The following is a 24117-nucleotide window of genomic DNA, read 5'->3' on the forward strand; positions in this document are numbered from 1 at the left end:
CCACCCTTTCGGCCCGCATGGCCCGATGGGGTCTTGTGATTGTGGGGATCTACATCGCTGTTGCCCTGCTCACACCTGCACTGATCAGCGTTGGCTTCCTTCCGGATCCCAATGCCGGTTTGGACAATGCGATCTATGCCGCGCCGTCTGCGCAGCATTGGTGTGGCACCGACCGGCTTGGCCGCGATGTGTGTGTACGCACATTGCAGGGGAGTGGTGTGGCCCTTCAAGTGGTGCTGCTGGCGGTCGTTCTTGCCCTGGTGGTGGGAGTGCCGGTTGGAATGTTGAGTGGCTATCTGGGTGGCGGGGTCGACCGGGTGCTGGTTCTGCTCATGGACACGCTTTACACCTTGCCGGTGTTGTTGCTGTCTGTGGTGTTGGCGTTTCTGCTGGGTCGAGGCATTCCGAACGCAGCAGCAGCGCTGTGTGTGGTGTACATCCCGCAGTACTTCCGGGTGGTGCGCAATCAAACAGCTCAGGTGAAATCGGAGCTGTTCGTGGAGGCAGCACAAACCCTCGGGGCCGGTCCAATTTGGATTCTGCGGCGCTATCTGTTCCGCAATGTGATCACTTCAGTGCCCGTGCTGCTCACCTTGAATGCTGCCGATGCGGTGTTGGTGCTCGGAGGCTTGGGCTTTCTGGGCCTGGGCTTGCCAGAAACGGTGCCGGAATGGGGAAGCGATCTCAATCTGGCGCTTGCAGCTGTGCCCACTGGCATCTGGTGGACGGCTCTCTATCCAGGCCTGGCGATGTTTGTGCTGGTGCTGGGTTTGTCGTTCCTCGGTGAAGGGCTCGAGGCTTGGGTGAGCAGTACGGGTCGCGACGCGGCAAACTAAAAGAAATTGGTGTCTCACGCATGACGCTTTGGGCCACATTGATCTTGCTTGGCCTGATGACCTACCTGTGGTTGGCAGGCCGCAGAAATCCCGACGACGTGATTGGTCTCCTAGAGCAAATCCTGGCCATCACCCTCGGTTTGGTGGTGCTGTTTATTGGCCGTAGTTTGCTTTTGGAATTGCTGGTATTGGTGTTTGCCCTGCGTTTACCCGCTGCGCGTCGCAATCATCCTGTGGTCGCACGCTCCAAGGCAGGAAAAGACATGTTGATGCCGTTCTAACGGCACGTGTTGATGTCAGGTTGACGTCAACACTTGATCAGCAGCGCAGTTTTGCGCTGCGTGGTAAGTCGCCTTGAATCTCACCCTCATCGTTGAGCGTTGGATAAGCGCGCTCTTGCTCGCGGCACCACAGCGCTACATCCGGATAGGCCCACTCGAACAACAGATTGTCGTAGTCCTCTGCTGGGATTCCCTCCCCATCGGATGGGGCAAGTCCAGCCGCTTCCCGCTGACGTAGTGCCTCAAACAAAAGGGTTGCAGTGGCCACCGACACGTTGAGCGACTGCACCATTCCACGCATTGGGATGAACACGTCCGTGTCCATCAGCTTGGTGGCGCTTTCGCTTAATCCCCATTTTTCTGCCCCTAAAACAAAGGCGCTGGGACCGGTGAAGTCACAGTCGCGGTAATCCACAGCATCCACGCTCAGATTGGTGCCATACAAGTGAAATCCCTTGTCTTTGAGCTTTTTTACGGCTGTCTCGATGTTTGGGTGGCCGTGTAACGGCACCCAGCGTTGACTGCCTTGAGCCGTGCTGTTGTAGGTGCGCGAGCGGCCACTGAGACTCACAGCATGGGCTTCAAGCACGCCAACGGCATCGCAGCTGCGCAGGATGGCGGAGAGGTTGTGGGGTTTGTCCACGTGCTCAACCAACACGCTGAGGTTGGCCATGCGTTGGTTCAACACCGCACGCAACCGCTCGAAACGACGGGGAAGGATGGGCATGGCGCATCGTTCTCTGTCTTGAGGGTATGGGATGCCGCTCTCGGTCACATCTAGACGCATGGCGAGGCGGGTTCAGTCACCGATGTTGGGCTCTGTTTCAGAAAGATGGAGCTGTTGCTTCCTCTGCCATGAAACGCACCTGGTTTGCTTTGTCTCTGATGTTGCTGTCGGCAATGCCTGTATCTGCCAAGCCGTACACGGTTTATGACTACGACCCCGCCTATTTGGATCAGCGTTATCGCAGAGCACCTCGCCATTCCCAGGCACGCTCCAACCGCGATGTCTATGTCAATAATCAAGACACCAATAGTTGCCTGGAAGGCAGTGTGATCGGAGGTTTGTTGGGTGCTGGCCTTGGTGCTGCCTTATCTCGGGGCAATGGCCGCTGGGTGGGTGTTCCCGTTGGTGGGGCCGCTGGTGCTCTGCTGGGCTGCCAAGTCGATGGGGGCTGATGCGTTCAGCGATCCCCTGTAGAGCCAAAATTGGCTTCCAAAATTGCGGCTTGCAAGAGAATTTGCATCGTGTGCAGATTCTCTTGCTCGTAGGGCTCACCACCTGGCCAACGCTCGAGCCGATAGGTCACCGCATCCAGCAGCAACCTGAGGTCTGCTGGGCTTAGAGACAGATCGATTCGTAAATCACCGTTGTCTTGGGTTGTCATAAGGCCTGAAAGAAAACCTGATCGTTGAGGTGAGTCGCTCGAACTCTTGAAAGGATGGCTTACTAAGTCACATTGGCTTGAAACGAGCGGTTAGTGGTGGGTTGCTGTGATGAGCGGGTTTGGCATGCAGTCAGCTTGATTCCTCATGGTCATTTGGCCACCTATGGCCAGGTGGCTGACTGGATCGGGGCCTGGGGCTGTGCTCGTCAGGTGGGATGGGCTCTACGCCGGCTGAGCTTGCCTTCTGAAGTGCCTTGGCAGCGTGTTGTGAATGCCAAGGGACGGATTTCGATGAGCCTCAGTCGCGAGGGATCTGATTGGATGCAGCGCCAGCTTTTGATTGCAGAGGGAATCCCTGTGGATGCAGAAGGCCGGCTCCCTTTGAAGCGATTTCTCTGGAGGCCGGACCTCGAGGCGCTAGCTCTAGAGATCAATCAATTCGCCATTGCCCGTGAGTGAGCCCGAAGTCAACGGCGCCAAAATTGGTTTACCGGCGCGTCGTTTGGCCTGGGAGGTGCTGGAGGCCGTTGCTGCGGGTGCCTATGCCGACGTCGCCTTAGAGCGGGCGATTCGCCAAAGTTCCCTGTCTCCAGCGGATCGTGGTCTGGCCACAGAGCTCGCGTATGGATGCATTCGCTGGCGTCAATGGCTGGATGGTTGGTTGGATCGTCTCGGCAAAGTTCCAGCCCACAAGCAGCCTCCCCGGTTGCGTTGGCTGTTGCATCTCGGCCTATATCAAGTACTACGCATGCAGCGCATCCCAGCAGCTGCCGCAGTGGACACCACGGTGGAGCTGGCCAAGCGCCACCGGCTCTCCAAGTTGTCTCCCGTGGTGAATGGGGTGCTCCGCTCGGCCCTACGCGCCAAGGAGGCCGGCGAGACCCTGCCTGTGCCAGACCAACCCTCCGAACGGCTGGCGTTGTGCCATTCCCTTCCCGTTTGGTTTGCTGAGAGCCTGTTGAGCTGGTCTGGTCCTGAACAAGCTGAGCGTGTGGCGATCGCCTGCAATCAAGTGCCCCCCTTGGATCTGCGCGTGAATCGCTTGTGCTCCACTCCTGAGGTGGTGGCGGATGCATTGGCTGAGGCGGGGGTGCCCACGCAGCCGATTGATGGTTGCCCAGATGGCTTGCAGGTGCTCGCACCTGCGGGAGATTTGCGCCTTTGGCCTGGTTTTGAACAGGGGCATTGGAGCGTGCAGGATCGATCGGCTCAGGCTGTTGCTCCGCTGTTAGCGCCTCAGCCTGGAGATCGGATTCTTGATGCTTGCGCTGCTCCTGGTGGAAAGGCAACCCATCTGGCGGAGCTGATGGGGGATGTGGGAGAGATCTGGGCCGTGGATCGCTCCGCTGGTCGCTTAAAGCGAGTGGCTGCTAATGCGGCTCGCTTGGGATGCGGTTCGATCCATGCGCTGGCAGCGGATGCGGCCGACCTCCTTGCACAACAGCCCGAATGGCGTGGCTTTTTTCAACGCATCCTGCTCGATGTTCCTTGCTCGGGGCTGGGGACGTTATCTCGGCATCCTGATGCCCGTTGGCGCGTAACCGCTGCAACGGTGGAGGAGCTGTTGCCGCTGCAAGCGCACTTACTGGAGGCGATGCTGCCCTTGCTCGCTCCTGGTGGCCGCTTGGTGTACGCGACTTGCACGATCCATCCCGCGGAGAACGGCGCGCAGATCAACAAGCTTGTTCAGGAGCATGCTGACTTTCAGTTGGAGTCTGAGCAGCAGAGCTGGCCTAACCCCGATGGGGGTGATGGGTTCTATACCGCAGTGATCACTGCGCCGGCAAAGGCCTAAAGAATTCATCCACCGGTGGGCCACCAGACGGGCTCACATAACGGGGCGTGGGTGTAGGTCGATCATCTGTTTCACCAAGCAGATCACGATCTGGAAGGGGCCCGTCACCAGGCTGCGGATTGTTGGGGTCACTCGCTTTCTTTTTGCCAGGACGTTGAAGAAACGGGCGTACAACTTTGGGCTTGGCTGGAAACGTCTGTGCCGGAAATTCAGACTTGATTTGATTCATGAATTGCTTCCAAGCCCACGCGGATTCGCCACTGTTGCTCTTGGTTTCCGCGTTGTTGTCGTGACCGAACCAAACGGCGGTGGTGAGTTGGGGAATCGAGCCGATGAACCAGATATCGCGGCCCCCCTCGGATGTTCCAGTTTTTCCTGCCACCGGGCGATCATCCAGCTTGGCTGCAATTCCAGTGCCGCCGCTTACCACCCGCTGCAGCATCCAATTCATGGTGTCGGCCACATCACTATTCATGGCACGAATTCCGCGGTTGCCATCAACTCTGCGGCTCCAAAGCACGTAACCCCCAGGACCACGGATCTCTTCAAAGGCGGAGGGTTTCACGTACACACCGCGGTTGTTCACAGCGGAATAGGCGGCTGTCATGTCCAGAACGGTTTGTTCATAGGCACCGATGGCCATCGGGTAATACCGGCCGAGAGGGCGTTGGTTGCCAATCCCGAGATTGTTGGCCATCGCAATAATCGGGTCAAAGCCCACCTTGTCCTGCAATTGCACCGCAACGGTGTTGAGCGAATTCTTTAAGGCATCGGCGAGAGAAATCTTGCCAAAATATTTTTTGCCAAAGTTTTTGGGGCAGTAACCGTTCCAGCAGCGGGGCTTGTCTAAGAAAATATCTTCTGGTTTAACGCCGGCATTAATCGCAGCGCTGTAGGGAAACAGTTTGAAGGTGGAACCTGGCGATCTAAGGGCCTGTGTGGCGCGGTTGAACTGGCTGGAGTAAAAGTTTTTTCCTCCCACCATCACCCGTACTAATCCGGTGCCTGGCGCGATCGAAACGATGACGCCCTCAGTGCCATTCGGTGCGATTTCTCGCACCACCTTCTGGGCTTTGCGTTGCCAATCGAGATTGAGACTGGTGCGAATCTTGAGTCCTCCCACCTCCAGTTGTTCTGGGGTGAGCAAGGCGGGCAGCTGTTGGGCGACCCAAGTTGTGAAATAGGGAGCGGTGCTGTTGTAATACTTCGGTATGGCTGGTTTAAGGGCCAATGGGCTGTTGCGAGCTGCTTCCGCTTCGCCCGAGGTGATGAACCCCTCCTGCTCCATGCGGCTGATCACGATGCTGCGCCTTTGCAGGGCGATCTCAGGGTTCACCAGCGGCGAATAGAGCGAGGGTGCGGGTGGCATCCCAGCGATCAGAGCCGCCTCTGGGAGGGTTAGCTCCTCCGGTTGCTTGGAGAAATACACCCACGCCGCATCGGAGACGCCATAGGCGCTGGATCCGAGATACACAAAATTGAGGTATTGCTCGAGGATCTGCCCCTTGCTCAGTTGACGCTCGAGCTTGTAGGCCAGTGCTGCTTCTTTGAGTTTGCGCGTGACCGTCCTGTCCTGGCTTAAGAACACCGTGCGGGCCAGCTGTTGGGTGATGGTGCTCCCTCCTTCGCGAACAGCGCCCTGCTTCAAATTAGTGACGACGGCCCGTCCGATTCCCCAGAGATCAACGCCGTCATGGTCAAAGAAGCGGCGGTCTTCAGCTGCAATGAAGGACTGCATCACGAGCTTGGGCATTTGCCCTGATTTGATCTTTTCCCGGGTGGCTGGCCCGAGTTTTTGGATCACCTTGCCGTTGCTCGAAAGGAGCGTGATCGTTCCAGGCCTGTTGAAAAGATTGATCCCCCTTGCATCCGGCAAGGTTGAATCAATCGCTCGTGTGATGGCGGCCTGCCCGAGCGCAGCACCACTACCAATCGCAACGGCGACGCCTGCAACCAGGATCCAGTGACGACGGGTGCGAATCACATTCCCTGCGTCAGGGGACTGTGGCCGATTGCTAGGGCTGTGACCAGCATTCCAAGCACAAGAAAGGGCTGGGCACTGGCCTGATATTTCACATCGAATTCCACTGGATCGCGAAGCAGCCAGATGTCTTGAAAAGTGATCTGAGGCACGATCAATAACACCAGCAGTACGGCTGCAAAATGCTGCCCGATTGCGATCAGAACCGCAACCATCAGGAGTTGGAAGAGGTCGATCATCCCAGCGCTGATCCAGCTTGCCGGCCCAATCCCAAATGCAACAGGGAGTGACTGAAGGCCGAGGGCGCGATCACCTTCCACACTTTTGAAGTCATTGACCACAGCAATGCCCAAGCCAGCAAGGCTGTAAGCAAGCGTGAGCAGCGCCGTCGCCCAGGTGAGCTGACCGAAGAGGGCCTGGCCCGCCCACCAGGGCAGTGCGATGTAACTGGCACCGAGGGCGTAATTGCCCAACCAGCCGTTTTGTTTCAGCTTGAGAGGAGGAGCTGAATAGATGTAGCTCACAAAAGAGCCGCCAAGGGCGAGCAGGAACAACACGGGAGTGCTGTGTCCAGCCCAGACATCCAAACCCCAAGACACCGCTAAGCCGGCGATCAGCAGGCCCCAGATCTGAACCTTGACCTGGCCGAGACTGATCGCTCCTGACGGGATCGGCCGGTAGGGCTCATTGATCGCATCGATCTCGCGGTCGTAGTAGTCATTGATGGTTTGGGTGTAACCGGCGAGCAGAGGGCCACTCATCACCATGCAGGCCAACGCAGCGCCCACATGGTCAAGACGCCATTCGTAATTTCCACTGGCTGCCGCACCACACACCACTCCCCAGATCAAGGGGATCCAGGTGACTGGTTTCATCAGCTGCAAGCGCAGCTTCCAAATGTTCGAGGTGCCACTGGCACCTTTCATTCCGAGCAGCTGACGGGCGTCACTCACTAGGTCAATCCTCAGCCGGGCGCGATTTCGTCTTCGAAGAACCAGCTGGTAGAGCCATCACTGAGCTGAACGACCACGCCGATTCCTTTTCCGTCAACAGTGCGGAAATCAACCACGGTGCCGGTGGAGTCTTTCTTGAGGAGTTCCACCAGGGCACCGGGAATGCGATCGCGGACCCGGGTGACCCGGACCTTTGAGCCGATGTCGATCGTGACTGACGTCTGCTGTGACATGGCCTGCCAGGCTTGAGAAGTGGCCGCAACACTAACAGCCTCTTTTCAACTGTCATGGTCGCTCTTCGTTTGATTCCCTGCCTCGACGTGGCCAAGGGCCGGGTGGTGAAAGGTGTCAATTTTGTGGGCCTGCGTGACGCAGGCGATCCAGTGGAATTGGCCTGTCGTTACAGCGAGGCCGGCGCTGATGAACTGGTGTTTCTCGATATTGCGGCCAGCCATGAGGGGCGCGCCACTTTGGTGGACCTCGTGCGTCGCACGGCGGCGAGTGTGACGATCCCGTTCACCGTGGGCGGCGGAATCGCTTCCGTGGAGGGCATCACTGAGCTGCTGCGTGCCGGTGCCGACAAGGTGAGTCTGAATTCGTCAGCTGTTCGTCGCCCTGAATTGGTGTCCGAGGGGGCTGAGCGTTTTGGCTGTCAATGCATCGTTGTGGCGATTGATGCGAGGCGTCGGTCGAGCGGTGGCTGGGATGTCTATGTGAAAGGCGGCCGCGAAAACACCGGATTGGATGCGGTGGACTGGGCGCGTCGGGTTACGGCCCTAGGTGCAGGAGAAATTTTGCTCACTTCGATGGATGGCGATGGAACCCAAGCGGGTTATGACTTGGCGCTGACGCGAGCGGTGGCGCAGGCCGTTGCGGTTCCTGTGATTGCATCGGGTGGGGCCGGCTGCATGGATCACATCGCTGCAGCCCTCGATTCCGGGCCAGAGGGTGGCCAGGCATCGGCGGCCTTGCTGGCTTCACTCCTCCATGACGGAGTTCTCAGCGTTGAGCAAATCAAACTGGATTTGCAAGGACGCGGTTTGCTGATCAGGCCCCTAAACACTGAGATTGCGTCTTAAATTGGATACACTTAAAAGAGCAATTTTTGACAGGTGCTCTGCCATTTGTGACGCGTCAGCAGGCCTTGCCTGTGGGAATCGTTTTGGTGGTGGTTGTGATTGCGTTGCTGGCCTGGGCACTGCAATTGATGCAGTCGGCGATCGACCAACAGGAATTTTCATTGATGCTGGCGGGCTGCTTGGTGTGCTCTGCCGCCGTTGGTTTGGCCACGGTGATGGTGATGACTTTGAACGGATTGCTTCTTTGAGCTGCTTGTGAACCCTCGTGATCCTGCTGCGGTGGAGGCGTTGTTTAACGCTGTTGCTCCCCGTTATGACCGCCTGAATGATCTGCTGAGTTTGGGGCTGCACAGGCAGTGGAAGCGTCAACTCCTGTCTTGGCTGAGTCCGCAACCTCGTGAGCGTTGGCTTGATCTGTGTTGTGGAACGGGTGATCTCGCTCTTGCGTTGGCAAGAAAGTTGAGGCCGGAAGGTTCGGTTTTGGGGCTTGATGCGGCGGCGGAGCCCCTAACCCTGGCGGCGGAGCGAGCAGGTCGCGAGCCTTGGCTGCCGGTGCAATGGCTCCAAGCGGATGCCCTTGAAACCGGGTTGCCAGATCAAGACTTCGATGGTGTGGTGATGGCTTATGGGTTACGCAACCTGGCGGACCCGTTCTTGGGTTTTCAGGAGATGGCAAGGGTGCTGAAGCCTGGCGGGCGCGCCGCTGTTTTGGATTTCAATCGGTTGCCGCAAGGCAGTGCAGCGGCAGCATTCCAGCGGACCTACCTGCGCCGGGTTGTGGTTCCTGTCGCTGCTGGCATGGGACTCGCCGACCAGTACGCCTATCTCGAAACGAGCGTGGAGCAATTCCTGACTGGAGCGGAGCAGGAGCGTCAGGCTGTTGCTGCTGGATTCACCGCGGCACAGCATCGACGATTGGTCGGCGGACAGATGGGTGTGCTGCTGTTAATTCGTTAAGGATGTTTGAGGCCTGTTGAGATCCTTGCGGCGCGACGCAAAAAGGGATTAGGAAGAAAACATTAAGAAACGGAGGTATCCGTTTGGCCTTCCCGCTCCCATCATTGTTGGCCTCGATTGAAGATCTCTTGGTGGAGGTGGCATGGCTAGACGGGATGATCCTTGTTACTGAATCTCAAACAGCTAGGTTTTTGCCCGCCGCTCAAGTGAATCCTGTGCTGGCCAGGCTGCGATCGAAACCACGAGGTGTAGATGTCGCGGACAAGCTCAGCCTGTCGCTGCTTAAGTCCCAGGGGAAACGGTCGAGCAAGCCTGTGCTTGTTGTTCAGGGAGGCGGACGCTTTTGGTTGGGGATCATTAGCCCCAGCCTGTCCCGTTCTTGCTCGCGTCAACAGCACGCCGTCGCTCATCTGGATCGCTGCTTTGCGAAGGGGTAAGACCAGGCGTTGCGGGCTGTCCTCTTGATCGAACAACTTGATTGGAGCAAGATTTGATCGTTGCCTCAATCTTTGGTTTTGAACTGATCTGAATGGATTGAACTTGGACCTTTGTTTGTTGCCTAGATCATTGATTCTTATCTATTTTTTATAAGACTTAATCTTCGATCGATTTGAAAAAGAGGGATAACGATTATCTGAGTGAGAAAATACGTTTTAATTTCAATAAATTGCTCTGACATTTTTGCAAATTTTGAGAAGCTAATCTCTTGCCTTTTCTGAGAATGAAAGAGGGGTAGTCCAGCCCCTCTTTGGTAGCGGTCTCCTTCTCCGAAGAGCCTTTTCCGGCTGTCACGCTTCTGGTCTGGATGCCCTCGGGTCTTTGTGGATGAGGGCAGGGGGATGCCAAACGGTGAACCAGCGCTGTTGAAGCGTCGGCAGTACTTGCGCCGTGAGCAGGCTGAGCAGCTCTGGAAAGCTTTGCGCTGTCAGGGGTGGAGGCAAACGCAACCTGTGTGGGGCCCTGGTTGTGAGCCATAAAAAGAGAGGGCTCTCAACCCCTCTAAGCGCGTCTTGCTTTCGCTCCATCACTTTGCCTTTTCCGTCAGCGGAGGTATGACGAGATCGTGAGCAAGTCGCTACTAAATCTGCCTGAGGCGCGAGCGTGCTTCTCTGTTCAGGCCAGAAGCCTGTGCTCGACTAGCCTTCTGGCTCCACAGGTTCTCTGCGTTGCTGGCCGGTTTCGCCGTCGTCTGATGTGTGTTCAAAGGCCCGTAACAGCTCAGAATTCAGTGAGCATTACCAACCGTTCCCATTAGGCCCTTGCTCGGTATGCACTTCCAGGACATCATCAGCACGCTGAATCGCTTTTGGGGAGAGCAGGGCTGTGTGTTGTTGCAGCCCTACGACACGGAAAAGGGTGCTGGAACCATGAGCCCGCATACGGTGCTTCGGGCGATTGGACCAGAGCCGTGGGCGGTTGCTTATCCAGAGCCGTGCCGGCGCCCCACCGATGGACGCTATGGCGATAATCCCAATCGGGCACAGCACTACTTCCAATATCAGGTGCTGATCAAGCCTTCTCCCGATGGCATTCAGGAAACCTATCTGGCATCCCTTGCGGCCCTAGGAATTTGCGCTGCGGATCACGACATTCGTTTCGTGGAGGACAACTGGGAGTCCCCAACGCTTGGTGCCTGGGGTGTGGGTTGGGAGGTGTGGTTAGACGGCATGGAGGTCACCCAGTTCACCTACTTCCAGCAATGTGGTGGTATCGACTGCAAGCCCGTATCCATTGAGATCACCTACGGCTTAGAGCGCCTAGCGATGTACTTGCAGGATGTGGAAAGCATCTGGGATTTGAGCTGGAATGCTGAACGCAGCTATGGAGATATTTGGCTTCCTTTTGAGAAGGGGCAGTGTCAATTTAATTTTGAAGCGTCTAATCCTGATCGACTCAAACAGCTCTTTGCCATTTACGAGGCAGAAGCCGCTGATCTGATTGAACAACATTTGCCAGCTCCTGCTCTCGACTTTGTTTTGAAGTGCAGCCACACCTTCAATCTCTTGGAAGCCCGTGGGGTGATTTCGGTGACGGAACGTACCGCCACGATTGGACGGATTCGCAACCTGGCCAGAAAAGTGGCTGAGGCTTGGTTAGCCGAACGGGAGGCACTGGGGTTCCCGTTGCTGAAACCAACAGCGGCGGCGGTCGCAGATCGTTAGGACTCTGATTGATCAGGAAACCTGTAGTGATTTGATATCGCAGTGAATGTTTGGTGCCTCAATATTTAATCCTTCAGGATTCAATTAATCAATATTTCATCTATCGTTGCTTAATGGCTTGAATGAATGAAGGGTTCTGTTGGAATTAACCTAAGTTTTGCCTTGCTGATCCTGATTTGAATTAGGAAAACCTTTCGATGATGAGTTTTAGAGCATCGTCGCTCTTTCCAATTTCAAGGGGAATGCTTCAACCAGCTCGATGGCCCTGCGTGGATGAACGTTGCTCTTTGGCTGGTTCTATTAATGCTTGGCACTCAGCTTGGGGCGGCCTTATCCCAAGGGATTCAGCACTGGTGTGTGGTGTTGGTTGGTCTTGCTGCGGCTGTTCTGCTGACCTGCCGCCAGTTTGCATTTTCCAGCTGGAAGACGTTTGTTCTTGTTGTCGTGCTGTGTGGCTTGTTGCTGCGCTCGTCTATGGGGCAAGAGGCAACGCCCACACCCCTGGATCCAATTCAGTTTGTGCCAGGCGGTTCAGATCAGAAGTTGCTGGTGATTGAGGGCCGTGCTCTCGCTGATGCACCTGTTCGTAGGGGGCGCTGCCAAGCCCTGCTGCAGGTGAACCATCTTGCTGGTCAGGTTCTTGAAGGTCGCACCGAGCTGGTTGTGGAGCCGTGTCTTCAGATGTTGCCCAAAGGGGCCTCGGTAAGGGCTCAGGGTCAGCTCGTGACGCCTGCCGTTGCAACTCATCCCCTGCTTCCCAATCCAGCTAAACGCTTGGCGGCACGGGGGAGTTGGACCCAATTCCGCACCAAGCAAGTGGAGCTCATCCATCAAGATCACACGCCTCTGGCTGATGGGCGCCGGCAGATCGCCGCTCAATTTCAAGACTTAGCCGGAGAGCACTCAGGTGGCCTTTTGGCGGCGTTGGTGCTTGGGGGTGCCCAAGTTGAGCTCAGCTCGGAGCTGCGAGAGGCTTTTCGTGTGGCGGGTCTATCCCATGCCTTAGCAGCTTCTGGATTTCACCTTTCTGTGTTGTTGGGAGCCACGCTTGCGCTCACGCGCAGGGTTGGCATGCCCTTGCGCTTGGCGGCTGGAGTGGGCGCGATGGCTATTTTTCTTGCCCTGGCGGGCGGGCAGCCATCGGTTGTTCGCGCTGTGTTGATGGGAGCTGCCGCTCTCTTGATCCGAGAGCGGGGCTATCGCGCCCAACCCTTGGGCGTGCTGCTCAGCACATTGGTTTTGATGCTGTTGGTGAATCCTTCATGGGCACGATCGATTGGCTTCCAGCTCAGTGCCGCTGCAACGGCGGGTTTAGTGCTCAGTTCGCAGCCCTTAGAGCAGTGGTTCCTCAAACGTTGTTCTCAGCGGTCGATTCGGGTGTTGGCTCCTGCCCTAGCGGTGCCTATGGCGGCGCTGCTCTGGACTCTTCCCTTGCAGATCCTGCATTTTGGATCTGTGCCCTTGTATTCACTGGTCAGCAACTTGATCGCTGCACCTCTGCTGGCGCCGCTCACCCTTGCGGCGATGATCCTGGCGCTGCTCACGTTGATGCTGCCAACGGCGATCGCTGCACTGGTGATGCCGGTTTTGGTCTGGCCGGTGCAGCAGTTGGCGTCGTTGTTGATTGCTTTGGTGGGTTGGATGAGCGTGTGGCCCCATGCCCAGTTGCTCACGGGACATCCGCAGCCTTGGGTGGTGCTGCTTGTCATCCTGGCTCTGCTGCCTTGGGCCTTGCCATCACTGCAACGCTGGCGCTGGAGGGCTTTCCCTCTTCTGCTCTTGGCCACGCTGGTGCAAGCGAGTGTTCAGCTCAGCAATGACGTGATGTTGGTGCAGCAGTGGGGAAGGCAGTGGCTACTGGCCCGTCACCAAGGGCGAGCTGCGCTGATCAGCAGTCATGGAGATTTGCTCAGTTGTCAGTTGGCTAAGCAGCTTGGGCACGGTTACGGACACCGACGCTTGGATTGGGTTGTGGTGATGGATCCAGTGGCAAGTGATCACATCGATTGTTGGACGGAATTAGCGCATACCGTGCGGGCTGAGCATCATGGCCTGCCTCCATTGTTTCCAGGTCAACGTCTACAAAGCCCCGGGTTGATGCTTCGCCGGCTGCGAGGCCAAGACAGGCATTGGTCTTTGCGCGTGAATGGGCAATCCCATCCCCTCAAGCAATCAAGCGGTGGAGCTTTAAGATGGAAAAACGCTGGATAAGCGTTTGGAGAGGTGGCAGAGCCCGGTTGAATGCGCACGACTCGAAATCGTGTAGGGGTAACACCCTCGTGGGTTCGAATCCCACCCTCTCCGTTCTAAGCAAGTCCTGAAAGGTCTTCTGATGTCCCAAACCAGTTGTGGTGAGGGACTTTTTAGTGTCTGTGTATTTGTCTTAGTCCTTGCCAAGAGGGGAGCGCCCTCTTTTTTGCAAGTTCAGTTGGTTTCAGTAATCGATGCTGGGGCAGCACCCTTGCCTGACATCTCCTTGAGGGAGTCGGCAGCGCAGATTGCTGATAGAGCAATGGCGACAAGCGCGACGGTGTTGATGACCTTGAGGGTGACGGGCAGATGTTTGTTGACCATCTTGCGGACCTTTTTCATCAGAAAAGTTTGTAGTGAACATATTTATGGTGCGTCTCCTGTCAAGGCAATCCAAGCAGGAGCGGTCGTCAGGATTTCAGGAGGGAAGAAGCAGAGGTTCTGTGGAAGGACTTGCTGAGCAAGGGATGGAAGAAAGTTCCTCTTGCTTGGGGACTTGAATCACAAGAACCACAAGTAGGTGTTTGCCCTTACATCAGAGTTCGTCCTGGATGTATGACACTTTTCATGTCCAGAAGAAAGGACAGCACGCAAGGAGGAGGGTTGTGAAAGACCTTCCTTTTTTATGTTCTGCGGTTGTTGCCCGAACTCGCGCGACACGAAAGCATTTTGTTGCTCAAACCTCGTGAAATGGATTCTGTTGGGGTTTCAGGAGGTCCTGTGAATAGTGTTGGGGGAAATGCTGGGGGAATGCTTCATTCAGATGAAAAGTTCGTCCTAAATGGTCTCTATTAGTTCTATGAGGACCTCAACTGAAAGAACACCCTCTCCGTTTTAGATGAGTCCGAATAAGCGCTCTTTTGTCCCAAATCCTTGTCATGGTCTGAACCGTTGGGCGGTTATCCCTGCTGCAACGTGCCTCGATGGAACATTCCCAGTTCATAGGGTCTCTTGAGTTATTCCCTTCCTATGTCCGACGAGAACGCAAGCAAAGAAACCATCAGCACGAAGAAAAACTGCGCTGGTAAGAAGAACGCGATGCTTGCCTATGGCGTTATTCAGATTTCTGCCACTGTCCTCTCTGCTATCTCCTTGGCAGCAATCGCTCTTGGCTTCTGCGCTGTGAAGCAAGAGAGCAAGGTGTTTAACGGCTGTGTTGAAGAAGTCATTGCCGAGGGCAAGACCAATGCGCAGGCAGTTCGCTTTTGCAACGGCGGCAACTGAACGGATCGTTCTGCAAAACAGGACGAAACAACCTTTGAGGCACTCGCTTGGGGTGCTTACTAGGCTTTTGGTGTGAGGGGGAGACCTCTTCAGGCGTGGTTGCTTGTTTTGGTGGGTGGGGTCACGCCTACTGCCTCTCTCACACCTTTTTGCTGAGAACTGAACCAGGAGCGCCGCTAGCGGCCTGACTCTCGGGTGCTTGATGTCGTCCCAGATGGTCCCATGAAGTGTGTGAGTGGAAGTCATGACGCATCTCACTTTTGCCTCCTAATTCGCTTCAGGAAGTCCTTTTGGTTTTGGACCTCAACTGGAAGCTTGTCCTCTTCGTTTTCACTCGTTGGCAGGACAGCAAGGGTCGTTGTGATTTGAGCAACCTCTGTTCCAAGGAGTTCGCTGTAGTGAGAGATTGCAATCTCTAAGGATTGATAGCAGGCTAATAATCATTAATCCTCTTTTAGCCGAAAAGATTCTCTCTTCTGCGAGCAGCACTGAAAGGGGGAAAAAGGATTGGGGTAGAATTCGGAGGCATTCTGGTTGTTTCTTCAGGCCTTGCTACGGACCATAAAGCAAGATCGTTGCAAATTTATTTTTTTTTAGCACTGAGTCAACTGCGATTAGAGGTGTGATGAAGATGGGTCGTCCGTTTAAAGGTTTGTTTTTGCAGAAAACTGGTGCTCCCTTCTTTTTCTCATTTGTGACGTATACGCCACAGACGAAAGAGCAGATGATTGCCTGTGGAGACCTTGCTGAGGGAGAAGAGTTTTTGAGTCAGGTTGTTTGTGATTTCCTGTTGTTTGTCTCAGAAGGCATTCTTGGCCGAGCTTTAACGACTGATTTCCCAATTGCTTACGATGACGTCATTGTTGTTTCTTCTCGGCAGCGGGGAAATGGTGTTCAGCATGAATACCTGATTCAGATTATCGATCGCAGTTGGACTCACGAAGGTCAGACACTGCTTCTCGGTGACTTGGCTTTGGTTTTGTCGCATCCGCTTTGGGATGGTGCAATGTTAAGACGTGATTGATTGATGCTTGACCGGTTTGATTGGAAGGATCAAGACCTGATTTGATCGCTTTGAATTGCTGCTAGCAGGGTTGTTGTTTATGGTTCCTTTTGGATCTAGTTTTTATCTGATCGAAATCATCACATAAAATAGAAGCATTAATGCGGTAAACCCACCTAGCCAATATTTTACGACGATGAGCAGATGCTTTTCCAAATTGATTGCTTGGTTTGGGTTATTTAATGCGTTTGCCTGGTGAATTCCTTGATTGATTAAGAATGAAACAGGAGGACTAGCCCTTCGCTGACTTGGTGGAATTCACGCTCTTCCCGGCTTAGATCCAATCCAATCTCTAATCCTTCCTTCAAAGCATTTTCAAATGGTGGAGTGGAAGGTGGTGACGCGTCGATCGATAGCGCCGCGATTCCAATCGCAGTGGCGTGCCACCGAAAGCCCCCTGTTTCTCCAATGGTTGGTTCTTGGAGGGCTTCTTCGAGAAGGGCGCTGATGGACGTGTCGGTGGAAGGCATACCCCAGCTTCGGAATTCTTGCTCTTTGCCGCAATTGGCTGAGAGACTTCTTGACCTGTTTCTGTCAGCAAATGCTGTTATCAGTAGATGCGATGGGTGTGCGCAAGCGAGTTGAAATCAGCAGTTCTTCCTGTGCCGTTGCGGTGACTGGCCCTTTTATCCTTTTTGGCGTGCCCTGTTGCGGTTCAGTGGGTTGAGACTCAAGGGTCAATTGATGCAAGTCAGTCTGCGTCGTTCGCCGTTTCAGGCCGGAGGATCCAGGCTGAGTCGGCGCGCGACGAAGCGGCATCTCGAGTTGTTGTCAGCTCCTCCTTCCGTGCTCACGTCGGTGGCGCTGGTTCGAAAGCAGAGCAGGTTGGGGCGCACGCTGAAGCGAACTGGTGATATTTCCTTCTCTTTGCTGGCTTTGGGGCTTGGATCGCCGGCTTTTTTGTTGATCGCTGCCTTGGTGAGTCTTAGTTCGCCAGGACCTGTGTTCTATCTGCAGAAACGCGTTGGGCGTGGATATCGCCGTTTTGGCTGCATCAAATTCCGCACGATGCGCGCTGATGCCGATGCTGTTCTGCAACGGGTGTTGGCTGAGTCACCAGAAATGCGTGCTGAGTTTGAACGTGATTTCAAGCTCCGCCAAGACCCTCGCATTACTCCGATTGGTCGTTTCCTAAGGCGTTCGAGCCTGGATGAACTCCCTCAATTCCTAAATGTCCTCCGTGGTGAGATGAGCGTGGTGGGGCCACGGCCAATCGTGGATAAGGAGATGGAGCGCTATGGCCCCTTTATGGATGAGGTTTTGGCTGTGCGGCCTGGTTTAACCGGGTTGTGGCAGGTGAGCGGTCGCAACAATCTCAGCTATGCCAAGCGTGTGAGGCTTGATTTGGCCTATTCGAGAGGTCGTTCTTTCCTTCTGGATTTGGCGATCATCCTGCGCACATTTGGAGTGCTTTTGCTGCCCATGGATCGTGGTGCCTACTGAAGGAATGACCACCCAGCTGCCACCACCAACCAAGCACCTTCAAGTCTGAGGCCAAGGTTCAACAGTTTGCGCACTCCTGAAGCCGATGCCTTCTCGGATCGTCCGGAAAGCAGCGGTTTGTTGATCCAAGTGTTGCCATAGCGATTGAGCCCACCCATCTGCACATCGGCGCAGTGGGCAAAAATTGATTCCGAAAGTCCTGCGTTTGGAGATGGGTCAGGTTTCCCATCTGCGACGGCGGCACGCACTGTTGCTTGCCACTGGGTCAAGCTCAAGCTCACGAGTGGAAGTGTGATGAGCACCAACCGGCAGGGCAACCAGGTCAGGAGATCGTCGAGCCGGGCACCAGCCGTGCCGAGCCAACGCAGTCGGCCATGCTTGTAACCAAGCATCGAATCGAGGGTGCTGCTTGCTTTGAACGCCCATGCCAATGCCAGGGGGCCTGGAGCTTGGCTTAACCCCGCCTTCCACAGGCCTGCTCCGATCAGCATCCAAAACAAGGGGGCAAACAGTCCATCCACCGCATTTTCACTGGCTGTTTCTGCACTAGCCCTGAGGATGTCGTCTTGATTCAATTGGCTCACATCCCGGCCCACAATCCAACTCAGGCGATTCCTTGCTGTGGCGAGGTCGGGGAGGGCCTGAAGGACGGCCAGCACGCTCTCGCGAAGGCTGCGTGCGGCAAGAGAGCTCGACAGGGCAATCACGACTAGGAGTGCCGCTATGGGATGGGGCAACGGAGACTGCGGCAAGATCAGCCGCTCAAGCAGCCAGCCCGTTCCGCCGCTTCCCAACACCAAAACGAGCGTGATCAAGCCACCACCGGCGCGCAATCGAAAGGGCCGCTCTCCGGCCCAAGCTTCGATCCATTGACGTAGTCCAGTGATTACTCGACCCATGGCCACCACTGGATGGGGGCACCAGCGCGGATCGCCGACCAGCAGGTCAAGGCCTGCGGCGACGATCACCAGCAGAACGGGATCGCTCAGGCCGCCTTGAGCCAGCTGAACATCGAACGCAGACCTTTGCCAACTTTCTCGATCGGATGCTCGGCATCACGAGCGCGAACTTTATTCATCTCAGGTTTGCCGGCTGCGCATTCCGCAACGAAGTTCTTGGCAAAGGTTCCGTCTTGGATGTCGGAGAGGATCCTTTTCATCTCCGCTTTGGTGTCGGCGGTGATCAAACGCGGGCCACTCACGTAGTCGCCGTATTCCGCCGTATTGGAGATGGAGTCGCGCATGGAGGACAGACCACCCTTCACCATCAGGTCAACGATCAACTTGACTTCATGCAGGCACTCGAAATAAGCAAGCTCAGGCTGATAGCCGGCTTCCACAAGGGTTTCGAAGCCGGCTTTGACCAGCTCCGAGAGACCGCCGCAGAGCACAGCCTGTTCACCAAAGAGGTCGGTCTCGGTTTCTTCCTTGAAGTTGGTTTCGAGGATGCCCGCGCGTGTGCCGCCGATGCCTTTGGCGTAGGCCATGGCCAGCCCGCGCGCGTTCCCTGAAGCGTCCTGTTCGATTGCGAATAGGGCTGGAACCCCCTGACCGTTCTGGTACTCCCAGCGCACGGTGTGTCCGGGCCCTTTGGGAGCGATCATCAACACATCCACGTTGGCCGGTGGCTTGATCAGCTCAAAGCGAATGTTGAAGCCGTGCGCGAAACTTAAAACCTTGCCGGCGTTGAGGTGCGGTGCGATTTCTTTCTCGTAGACCTCTTTCTGAAACTCGTCGGGCAGCAGCACCATGATCCAGTCGGCCTTAGCGGAAGCATCCGCCACGCTCAACACTTCCAGGCCGTCGGCTTTGGCTTTCTCGGCTGAGCGGCTGCCGTCATAAAGACCAACAACTACATCTACGCCACTGTCTTTGAGGTTCAGGGCATGGGCATGACCCTGAGATCCATAACCGATGATGGCTACCGTCTTGCCGCTCAGAAGCGAGAGATCGGCGTCTGAGTCATAGAAAAGCTGAGCCATCCGGTCGGAACCTGCTGAGGACAATAGTGAAGTTTACGGATTGGCCGGATTGGCCCTCAAGCTTCGTTGGGGTGGGAAATCACCCGATCGATCAATCCGTAATCCTTGGCCTCAGCCGCACTCAGGAAATAATCCCGGTCGGTGTCCTTCTCGATTTTTTCAAAACTCTGCCCTGTCATATCGGCCATCGAGCGGTTGAGCATTTCCTTCATCCGCAGGATTTCCCTGGCTTCGATTTCGATGTCGCTCGCCTGCCGTTGTGCCGTGCCACCGAGAGGCTGGTGGATCATGATTCGGCTATGCGGTAAGGCCAAGCGCTTGCCTTTTGTGCCTGCCGTCAACAAGAAGGCACCCATCGATGCGGCCAGTCCTACGCAGATCGTGACGACGTCACTCTTCACGTATTGCATGGTGTCGTAGATCGCCAAACCAGCGGTGACAGATCCACCTGGGGAATTGATGTACAGGTAGATGGGCTTGCTGCTGTCTTCGGAATCGAGATAAAGCATCTGGGCGACGAGGCTGTTCGCAACTCCGTCATTCACATCAGAGCCGAGGAACAAAATCCTCTCAACGCCAAGGCGGGTGTAGATGTCGACCCAGCGCTCCATTTGGCTGCCGGGGAGGCGGTAGGGAACGCTGGGGGTACCGATCGGCATGGGTCCTTAGATGGGTTGAAGGAGATGAAAAAGATGGTCTGTTGAGATAGCCACGGCTGGTTCAACAGCTTTGGCGATTTCAACTACAAACGCAGTTGATGGTTGGATGCGTGATTAATCCGCTGCAGCCGGCAGGTCCTTGCGACTGTCCAGGACCCTGTCAATCAGGCCATAGGACACGGCTTCTTGAGGGGTGAGATAACTCATTCTGTCTGAATCTGCAGAGAGTTCTTCCACGCTGCGACCGGTGTTGGTCGAAAGAATTTCGAGCATGGCCCGCTTGTTGTGCAGCACCTCTTTGGCGCGGATCTGAATGTCAGTGGCCTGGCCGCGAGCGCCGCTGCGGGGCTGATGCAACACGATGGAGGCATGGGGTAGGGCCGCCCTTTGACCTTTGGTGCCAGCGGAAAGAATGACGGCAGCCGTTCCCATCGCCTGACCGATGCAAATCGTGTGCACAGGTGGCTTCACATAGCGAAGCGTGTCGCAGATGGCAAAGGCTTCTGTTTCGAAGCCAATCGACTCTCCCGAATACCAACTCGTGCCTGTGGAGTTGATATAGAAGTAAATCGGTTTGTCTGGGTTGTCGAACTCCAAAAAGAGGAGCTGGGCAATGATCAGTTCAGTGACGTCAAGACCGAGCTGACGCTTGGTGTCTCCGTCTGAAAACAGCGGAAGGCCCAGGTACACGATCCGCTCTTTGAGCATCAAAGAGGGCAGGTCAGGCGGGGGTGTGCGCATCACGCCTGAGTCGCCGTAATAAGGCGCTGATGTGGTCATTCCGCTAAGCATCCCTGTCGTAGAGCGAGCCTAGCGGGGTCAAGTGGATGGCTGCTCTTCAGGGCTGTCGGTCCGGCTGTCGCTCCGTGCAGCCTTGCTCTTGCTGCCCTTGCTGCTGCGGTTGTTCTTGTGCCCGTTTTTGTCACGGCGTGCAAACACCATGCGCCCTGTTGGGGTCTGCAGAGCACCGGTCACCACGACGGGCTGACGGGATCCGATCAAGGTCCGGCCCTCCTCAACCACCACCATCGTCCCGTCTTCGAGATAGCCCACTCCCTGACTCTCCTCTTTGCCTTCGCGCACGATTTTGAGCAACAGCTCATCACCAGGCTGGACCTCAGGGCGTAGGGCGATCACCAATTCGCTCAGATTCATCACTTTGATCTCCTTCACTTGAGCGACCTGGGCCAGGTTGAAGTCGGCGGTCACAAGCGTGCCGCCCGTGTCGCTTGCGAGGAGGAGCAGACGGTCGTCGGTACCCGTGCCTTCGTAACGGGTGCTGTTGATCACCAGTCGGCGTCCGTAGGTGTCGCGTAGATCGCGCAGAAGTTTGAGGCCACGACGCCCTTTGGCACGCTTCTCCAAGTTGGTGGAGTCGGCCAATTGCTGCATCTCGTCGATCACGGTTTGAGCAACGATGGCCTGACCTTCCAGCAAACCGCAGGCCAACATGCCGCGGATTCGACCATCGATAATCACGCTGGTATCGAGGATCTTTGGTGTTGCAGGGGTGAGAACACCGTCTGCGACCAGCAAGGCTTCCGTGCTTGTGGGGTTGAACAGGCGCAGGAGTGTGCGTCCGTGAACCTCAGCGAGGTTGTATCCCAGAACTCCAAAAAACACATTGCTGAGCACCGCAGCCAAGGGTTTGACCAGGGTTACGCCACCGGCAAGGGGGAGCAGCAGGATGGGCGCCAGCAATAAGTTGGCCACCAACAAACCAAGGATCAGTCCCACCGAACGACTGATCAACAAATCGGTGGGCATCGTGCGCACCTGCTGCATCAGTTGCAGCCGCAGCCGCTTAAACACGAGGCCAGCTACCAGGCCTATGCCGGTGCCAAGACCTGTGAGCCCGAGGCGCACCCGTTGAACATCGGTGACATCGTCCAGCATCTCTTGTGGAAGGAGATGAACTCCCATCCAGCCGGTGGCTCCACCGGAGATCAGAAATAGGACCAGGATGAGAACTTCAACCATGGCTGTAGGTCGTGGCCGTTCACTCCGTATGCAGGCAGCATGCACCATCTTCCGTCGCTCTGCCTGCGCAGATGACCGCATCTGCACCTCGCAGCGCCTATTTGCATATTCCGTTTTGCTATCGGCGTTGCTTTTACTGCGACTTCGCCGTGGTTCCTCTGGGCGATCGGGCTGATGCATTTGGAGGGTCTGGTAGTGGCTCGATCGAGGCCTACCTGGATCTGCTCAGCGCAGAGATCAATCTGTCTCCCCAAGGGCCTGCGCTGGCCACTGTGTATGTGGGGGGTGGCACGCCATCGCTGTTGAGGCCTGATCAAATTGCAGCGCTGCTGCAGCAGCTCAGAGGCCGATTCGGGTTCCAGGACGGTGCCGAAATCACCCTAGAAATGGACCCTGCCACGTTTGAGCGAAGTGATCTTCAATCCCTGATCGCTGCAGGCGTCACCCGCGTGAGTTTGGGGGGGCAAAGTTTCGACGATGTCAGGCTCGCGGCCCTGGGGCGCCGACATCGAAGTCAGGATTTGTTGGAGGCCTGCCATTGGCTCCAAGACTCTTTGCAAGTTGGTGAACTGCAGAGCTGGAGCTTGGATCTGATTCGCAACCTCCCAGACCAAGGAGATCAGGAATGGGAGGCACAGCTGGAGCAGGCCGTCGCTGTTCAAGCTCCCCACGTATCGATCTACGACCTCAGCGTGGAGCCAGGCACTGTGTTTGCCTGGCGTGAGAAGCGTGGCGAGCTGGCTCTCCCCGAGGAAGATGCCGCCGCCGACCGCATCGCCTTCACCACCCGCAGGCTCCGACGCGCCGGTTATTGCCGCTATGAAATCTCAAATTTCGCTCGGCCAGGCCATTCTTCCAGGCATAACCGCGTGTATTGGAGTGGTGCAGGCTGGTGGGCTTTTGGCCTGGGTGCGACCAGTGCTCCTTGGGGGGAGCGGATGGCCCGTCCTCGAACCCGTGAGGCCTATGCCTCTTGGTTGAAGGATCAGAGTCAAGAACTGGATTCCAGCTTGCTTCAAGGGTCTGCTGCGAGTTTGCCTCTGGATGATCGCTTGCTCGTAGGACTGCGCTGCCACGAAGGCGTGGACCTATGGGAGCTTGCGAGAGGCTGCGGCTGGGACGAACGGCGCTGCAACCGTGATCTACCTGGCCTAGAAGCGCGTTGGGAAACCTACGTGGTCACTGGCCTTATGGAACGTTTTGGCCGTCGCTGGCGCCTCACCGATCCCGAGGGGATGGCTGTTAGCAATCAGGTGCTTGTGGAGGTGGTGGAGTGGTGGGAGTTGCTCCCTGATCCCGTTGCTCCTTGAGCCAGCTTTTTAGGGCGGTGATGCTGAGTTCACGGCCTTGCATTCGCGCCGTGGTGAAGGGTGGTTGGCTTGGTGTTAAGCCCAGCAGGTCTGCGGTCACGCTGACCTGTCCATCGCAATCGGCTCCGGCGCCGATGCCAATCACCGGGATGGACAAGTGACGTCGCAAGCGACCGGCGAGTTCGCCAGGAATATGCTCCACAACCAGAGAGAAACAACCGGCGTCCTGTAAGGCTTGCGCTTGACGATGCAGTTTGTCTTGGCTGCGCGGATCGCTGGCTTGACGCTGATAGCCGAGGCGATGCACGGCCTGAGGGGTAAGTCCGAGATGGCCCATCACTGGGATGCCCATGCGGACGAGGCGCTCCACAACGGCAACCACCTCGGGTTCTCCGCCCTCAAGCTTGACGGCGGCGGCATCCGACTCTTTGAGAATGGTGCCTGCAGCGGCGACGGCGCGATCGAGGCCGCACTGATAACTCAGGAATGGCAGATCGCACACCACCAGCGGTTGCTGGGCGAGAGGTTTGCTCAGCCCACGGCATACGGCCTGGCTGTGATGAAGCATTTGTTCAAGCGTGACCGGAAGGGTGGTGGCATGGCCAAGAACCACCATCGCGAGTGAATCACCCACTAAAACCACATCGGCGCCTGCCTCTTCAACCAAGGCCGCACTGAGAGCATCCCAGGCCGTGAGCATCGTGATGGCTCTTCCTGATTGCTTGAAGCGAATCAATTCAGCTGGGCGCATCCGCCCTTCCGCCGTAAAAGAGGT

29 protein-coding genes and 1 tRNA gene are annotated in these 24117 nt (G+C 56.2%); 17 read left to right on the forward strand and 13 right to left on the reverse strand.

Annotated features, from left to right (window positions below; all coding sequences use genetic code 11):
• Positions 1–17 precede the first annotated feature (17 nt).
• Both SynPROS91_RS03070 and SynPROS91_RS03075 read left to right on the forward strand, forming a co-directional pair.
• On the forward strand, positions 18–836 hold the full coding sequence (locus SynPROS91_RS03070) for an ABC transporter permease (protein ID WP_370586790.1): 819 nt from the start codon (positions 18–20) through the stop codon (positions 834–836).
• A gap of 20 nt (positions 837–856) precedes the next feature.
• Positions 857–1117, forward strand: a complete 261-nt coding sequence (locus SynPROS91_RS03075) for a hypothetical protein (protein ID WP_186518361.1) — start codon at positions 857–859, stop codon at positions 1115–1117.
• Positions 1118–1154: 37 nt separating this feature from the next.
• On the opposite strand, the gene trmH is transcribed toward SynPROS91_RS03075, so the two are convergent.
• Positions 1155–1844: a tRNA (guanosine(18)-2'-O)-methyltransferase TrmH gene (gene trmH, locus SynPROS91_RS03080; RefSeq protein ID WP_186518363.1), complete on the reverse strand. Its 690-nt coding sequence runs from the start codon at positions 1842–1844 to the stop codon at positions 1155–1157.
• Positions 1845–1972: 128 nt separating this feature from the next.
• Here trmH and SynPROS91_RS03085 point away from each other — a divergent pair, with 128 nt between their 5' ends.
• Positions 1973–2296 carry a glycine zipper 2TM domain-containing protein gene (locus SynPROS91_RS03085; protein ID WP_186518365.1) on the forward strand — a complete coding sequence of 108 codons (324 nt, stop codon included), beginning with the start codon at positions 1973–1975 and terminating at the stop codon, positions 2294–2296.
• Between the two features lie 5 nt (positions 2297–2301).
• Here the strand turns inward: SynPROS91_RS03085 and SynPROS91_RS03090 are convergent, their stop codons facing one another.
• Positions 2302–2505 carry a hypothetical protein gene (locus SynPROS91_RS03090; protein ID WP_186518367.1) on the reverse strand — a complete coding sequence of 68 codons (204 nt, stop codon included), beginning with the start codon at positions 2503–2505 and terminating at the stop codon, positions 2302–2304.
• A gap of 93 nt (positions 2506–2598) precedes the next feature.
• On the opposite strand from SynPROS91_RS03090, the gene SynPROS91_RS03095 reads away from it, so the two are divergent.
• Positions 2599–2964 (forward strand): MGMT family protein, encoded by a 366-nt coding sequence (locus SynPROS91_RS03095; RefSeq protein ID WP_186518368.1) that lies wholly within the window; start codon positions 2599–2601, stop codon positions 2962–2964.
• Positions 2957–4300, forward strand: coding sequence for a 16S rRNA (cytosine(967)-C(5))-methyltransferase (locus tag SynPROS91_RS03100; RefSeq protein WP_255439894.1), 1344 nt, complete (start codon positions 2957–2959; stop codon positions 4298–4300). The genes SynPROS91_RS03095 and SynPROS91_RS03100 overlap by 8 nt, the downstream gene beginning before the upstream one ends.
• On the opposite strand, the gene SynPROS91_RS03105 is transcribed toward SynPROS91_RS03100, so the two are convergent.
• The 3 genes from SynPROS91_RS03105 to SynPROS91_RS03115 are packed head-to-tail and all read right to left on the reverse strand — an operon-like array spanning position 4278 to position 7467.
• Positions 4278–6284 (reverse strand): transglycosylase domain-containing protein, encoded by a 2007-nt coding sequence (locus SynPROS91_RS03105; protein WP_186518372.1) that lies wholly within the window; start codon positions 6282–6284, stop codon positions 4278–4280. The two genes, SynPROS91_RS03100 and SynPROS91_RS03105, sit on opposite strands and share 23 nt — an antisense overlap.
• A complete protein-coding gene (gene chlG / locus SynPROS91_RS03110; protein WP_186518374.1) occupies positions 6281–7234 on the reverse strand; it encodes a chlorophyll synthase ChlG in 954 nt (317 codons plus the stop codon). Before chlG ends, SynPROS91_RS03105 begins: the two co-directional genes overlap by 4 nt.
• Before the next feature lie 11 nt (positions 7235–7245).
• Positions 7246–7467: a DUF2862 domain-containing protein gene (locus SynPROS91_RS03115; RefSeq protein WP_186518376.1), complete on the reverse strand. Its 222-nt coding sequence runs from the start codon at positions 7465–7467 to the stop codon at positions 7246–7248.
• Between the two features lie 54 nt (positions 7468–7521).
• Between SynPROS91_RS03115 and hisF the strand changes: the two genes are divergently transcribed.
• The 8 genes from hisF (at position 7522) to SynPROS91_RS03155 (ending at position 13736) form a co-directional block, all read left to right on the forward strand.
• On the forward strand, positions 7522–8313 hold the full coding sequence (hisF, locus tag SynPROS91_RS03120) for an imidazole glycerol phosphate synthase subunit HisF (RefSeq protein ID WP_186518377.1): 792 nt from the start codon (positions 7522–7524) through the stop codon (positions 8311–8313).
• Between the two features lie 26 nt (positions 8314–8339).
• The gene (locus SynPROS91_RS03125) at positions 8340–8561 is read left to right on the forward strand and encodes a hypothetical protein (RefSeq protein ID WP_255439895.1); all 222 of its coding nucleotides are present in this window, start codon (positions 8340–8342) and stop codon (positions 8559–8561) included.
• 7 nt (positions 8562–8568) lie between these two features.
• Positions 8569–9270 (forward strand): bifunctional demethylmenaquinone methyltransferase/2-methoxy-6-polyprenyl-1,4-benzoquinol methylase UbiE, encoded by a 702-nt coding sequence (gene ubiE, locus SynPROS91_RS03130; protein WP_186518378.1) that lies wholly within the window; start codon positions 8569–8571, stop codon positions 9268–9270.
• Between the two features lie 83 nt (positions 9271–9353).
• Positions 9354–9707, forward strand: coding sequence for a hypothetical protein (locus tag SynPROS91_RS03135; protein ID WP_186518379.1), 354 nt, complete (start codon positions 9354–9356; stop codon positions 9705–9707).
• A 402-nt stretch (positions 9708–10109) separates the two neighbouring features.
• Positions 10110–10247, forward strand: coding sequence for a DUF1651 domain-containing protein (locus SynPROS91_RS03140; RefSeq protein ID WP_186518380.1), 138 nt, complete (start codon positions 10110–10112; stop codon positions 10245–10247).
• A 291-nt stretch (positions 10248–10538) separates the two neighbouring features.
• On the forward strand, positions 10539–11432 hold the full coding sequence (gene glyQ, locus SynPROS91_RS03145; protein ID WP_186518381.1) for a glycine--tRNA ligase subunit alpha: 894 nt from the start codon (positions 10539–10541) through the stop codon (positions 11430–11432).
• A 273-nt stretch (positions 11433–11705) separates the two neighbouring features.
• Complete coding sequence (locus SynPROS91_RS03150; RefSeq protein WP_186518382.1) at positions 11706–13643, forward strand: ComEC/Rec2 family competence protein; 1938 nt, start codon at positions 11706–11708, stop codon at positions 13641–13643.
• Between the two features lie 6 nt (positions 13644–13649).
• Positions 13650–13736: transfer RNA gene (locus tag SynPROS91_RS03155), tRNA-Ser, on the forward strand.
• Positions 13737–13856: 120 nt separating this feature from the next.
• On the opposite strand, the gene SynPROS91_RS03160 is transcribed toward SynPROS91_RS03155, so the two are convergent.
• The gene (locus tag SynPROS91_RS03160) at positions 13857–14024 is read right to left on the reverse strand and encodes a hypothetical protein (RefSeq protein ID WP_222929399.1); all 168 of its coding nucleotides are present in this window, start codon (positions 14022–14024) and stop codon (positions 13857–13859) included.
• 627 nt (positions 14025–14651) lie between these two features.
• Between SynPROS91_RS03160 and SynPROS91_RS03170 the strand changes: the two genes are divergently transcribed.
• Positions 14652–14906 carry a hypothetical protein gene (locus SynPROS91_RS03170; RefSeq protein WP_186519366.1) on the forward strand — a complete coding sequence of 85 codons (255 nt, stop codon included), beginning with the start codon at positions 14652–14654 and terminating at the stop codon, positions 14904–14906.
• Positions 14907–15537: 631 nt separating this feature from the next.
• Positions 15538–15930 carry a hypothetical protein gene (locus SynPROS91_RS03175; RefSeq protein ID WP_186518383.1) on the forward strand — a complete coding sequence of 131 codons (393 nt, stop codon included), beginning with the start codon at positions 15538–15540 and terminating at the stop codon, positions 15928–15930.
• A 251-nt stretch (positions 15931–16181) separates the two neighbouring features.
• Here the strand turns inward: SynPROS91_RS03175 and SynPROS91_RS03180 are convergent, their stop codons facing one another.
• Positions 16182–16439 carry a hypothetical protein gene (locus tag SynPROS91_RS03180; protein ID WP_186518384.1) on the reverse strand — a complete coding sequence of 86 codons (258 nt, stop codon included), beginning with the start codon at positions 16437–16439 and terminating at the stop codon, positions 16182–16184.
• Positions 16440–16653: 214 nt separating this feature from the next.
• On the opposite strand from SynPROS91_RS03180, the gene SynPROS91_RS03185 reads away from it, so the two are divergent.
• Positions 16654–17412 carry a sugar transferase gene (locus SynPROS91_RS03185; protein ID WP_186518385.1) on the forward strand — a complete coding sequence of 253 codons (759 nt, stop codon included), beginning with the start codon at positions 16654–16656 and terminating at the stop codon, positions 17410–17412.
• On the opposite strand, the gene cbiB is transcribed toward SynPROS91_RS03185, so the two are convergent.
• The 5 genes from cbiB to SynPROS91_RS03210 all read right to left on the reverse strand — a co-directional run bounded on the left by cbiB (position 17406) and on the right by SynPROS91_RS03210 (position 22032).
• Positions 17406–18380, reverse strand: coding sequence for an adenosylcobinamide-phosphate synthase CbiB (cbiB, locus tag SynPROS91_RS03190; RefSeq protein WP_186518387.1), 975 nt, complete (start codon positions 18378–18380; stop codon positions 17406–17408). The genes SynPROS91_RS03185 and cbiB overlap by 7 nt on opposite strands.
• 17 nt (positions 18381–18397) lie before the next feature.
• Complete coding sequence (gene ilvC / locus SynPROS91_RS03195) at positions 18398–19393, reverse strand: ketol-acid reductoisomerase (protein ID WP_186518388.1); 996 nt, start codon at positions 19391–19393, stop codon at positions 18398–18400.
• Positions 19394–19449: 56 nt separating this feature from the next.
• Entirely contained in the window at positions 19450–20052 is a 603-nt protein-coding gene (locus tag SynPROS91_RS03200) for an ATP-dependent Clp protease proteolytic subunit (protein ID WP_186518389.1), read from the reverse strand.
• Positions 20053–20166: 114 nt separating this feature from the next.
• Positions 20167–20832, reverse strand: coding sequence for an ATP-dependent Clp protease proteolytic subunit (locus SynPROS91_RS03205; protein WP_186518390.1), 666 nt, complete (start codon positions 20830–20832; stop codon positions 20167–20169).
• Positions 20833–20871: 39 nt separating this feature from the next.
• Positions 20872–22032, reverse strand: a complete 1161-nt coding sequence (locus SynPROS91_RS03210) for a PIN/TRAM domain-containing protein (RefSeq protein ID WP_186518391.1) — start codon at positions 22030–22032, stop codon at positions 20872–20874.
• Positions 22033–22103: 71 nt separating this feature from the next.
• Between SynPROS91_RS03210 and hemW the strand changes: the two genes are divergently transcribed.
• Positions 22104–23342, forward strand: a complete 1239-nt coding sequence (gene hemW / locus SynPROS91_RS03215; RefSeq protein ID WP_186518392.1) for a radical SAM family heme chaperone HemW — start codon at positions 22104–22106, stop codon at positions 23340–23342.
• Here the strand turns inward: hemW and panB are convergent.
• Positions 23275–24093 (reverse strand): 3-methyl-2-oxobutanoate hydroxymethyltransferase, encoded by an 819-nt coding sequence (gene panB / locus SynPROS91_RS03220; RefSeq protein WP_186518393.1) that lies wholly within the window; start codon positions 24091–24093, stop codon positions 23275–23277. The genes hemW and panB overlap by 68 nt on opposite strands.
• Positions 24094–24117: the final 24 nt, after the last annotated feature.

This window comes from Synechococcus sp. PROS-9-1 (assembly GCF_014279775.1).
GTDB lineage: Bacteria > Cyanobacteriota > Cyanobacteriia > PCC-6307 > Cyanobiaceae > Synechococcus_C.

Bases quoted from the DNA above. Each gene is read 5' to 3' on its own strand.
- SynPROS91_RS03070 (WP_370586790.1), top strand. From the start codon at position 18: ATGGCCCGATGGGGTCTTGTGATTGTGGGGATCTACATCGCTGTTGCC.
- SynPROS91_RS03075 (WP_186518361.1), top strand. From the start codon at position 857: ATGACGCTTTGGGCCACATTGATCTTGCTTGGCCTGATGACCTACCTG.
- trmH (WP_186518363.1), bottom strand. From the start codon at position 1,844: ATGCCCATCCTTCCCCGTCGTTTCGAGCGGTTGCGTGCGGTGTTGAAC.
- SynPROS91_RS03085 (WP_186518365.1), top strand. From the start codon at position 1,973: ATGAAACGCACCTGGTTTGCTTTGTCTCTGATGTTGCTGTCGGCAATG.
- SynPROS91_RS03090 (WP_186518367.1), bottom strand. From the start codon at position 2,505: ATGACAACCCAAGACAACGGTGATTTACGAATCGATCTGTCTCTAAGC.
- SynPROS91_RS03115 (WP_186518376.1), bottom strand. From the start codon at position 7,467: ATGTCACAGCAGACGTCAGTCACGATCGACATCGGCTCAAAGGTCCGG.
- hisF (WP_186518377.1), top strand. From the start codon at position 7,522: ATGGTCGCTCTTCGTTTGATTCCCTGCCTCGACGTGGCCAAGGGCCGG.
- SynPROS91_RS03140 (WP_186518380.1), top strand. From the start codon at position 10,110: ATGCCAAACGGTGAACCAGCGCTGTTGAAGCGTCGGCAGTACTTGCGC.
- glyQ (WP_186518381.1), top strand. From the start codon at position 10,539: ATGCACTTCCAGGACATCATCAGCACGCTGAATCGCTTTTGGGGAGAG.
- SynPROS91_RS03150 (WP_186518382.1), top strand. From the start codon at position 11,706: ATGAACGTTGCTCTTTGGCTGGTTCTATTAATGCTTGGCACTCAGCTT.
- SynPROS91_RS03160 (WP_222929399.1), bottom strand. From the start codon at position 14,024: ATGAAAAAGGTCCGCAAGATGGTCAACAAACATCTGCCCGTCACCCTC.
- SynPROS91_RS03170 (WP_186519366.1), top strand. From the start codon at position 14,652: ATGTCCGACGAGAACGCAAGCAAAGAAACCATCAGCACGAAGAAAAAC.
- SynPROS91_RS03175 (WP_186518383.1), top strand. From the start codon at position 15,538: ATGGGTCGTCCGTTTAAAGGTTTGTTTTTGCAGAAAACTGGTGCTCCC.
- SynPROS91_RS03180 (WP_186518384.1), bottom strand. From the start codon at position 16,439: ATGCCTTCCACCGACACGTCCATCAGCGCCCTTCTCGAAGAAGCCCTC.
- SynPROS91_RS03185 (WP_186518385.1), top strand. From the start codon at position 16,654: ATGCAAGTCAGTCTGCGTCGTTCGCCGTTTCAGGCCGGAGGATCCAGG.
- ilvC (WP_186518388.1), bottom strand. From the start codon at position 19,393: ATGGCTCAGCTTTTCTATGACTCAGACGCCGATCTCTCGCTTCTGAGC.
- SynPROS91_RS03200 (WP_186518389.1), bottom strand. From the start codon at position 20,052: ATGCCGATCGGTACCCCCAGCGTTCCCTACCGCCTCCCCGGCAGCCAA.
- SynPROS91_RS03205 (WP_186518390.1), bottom strand. From the start codon at position 20,832: ATGACCACATCAGCGCCTTATTACGGCGACTCAGGCGTGATGCGCACA.
- SynPROS91_RS03210 (WP_186518391.1), bottom strand. From the start codon at position 22,032: ATGGTTGAAGTTCTCATCCTGGTCCTATTTCTGATCTCCGGTGGAGCC.
- hemW (WP_186518392.1), top strand. From the start codon at position 22,104: ATGACCGCATCTGCACCTCGCAGCGCCTATTTGCATATTCCGTTTTGC.
- panB (WP_186518393.1), bottom strand. From the start codon at position 24,093: ATGCGCCCAGCTGAATTGATTCGCTTCAAGCAATCAGGAAGAGCCATC.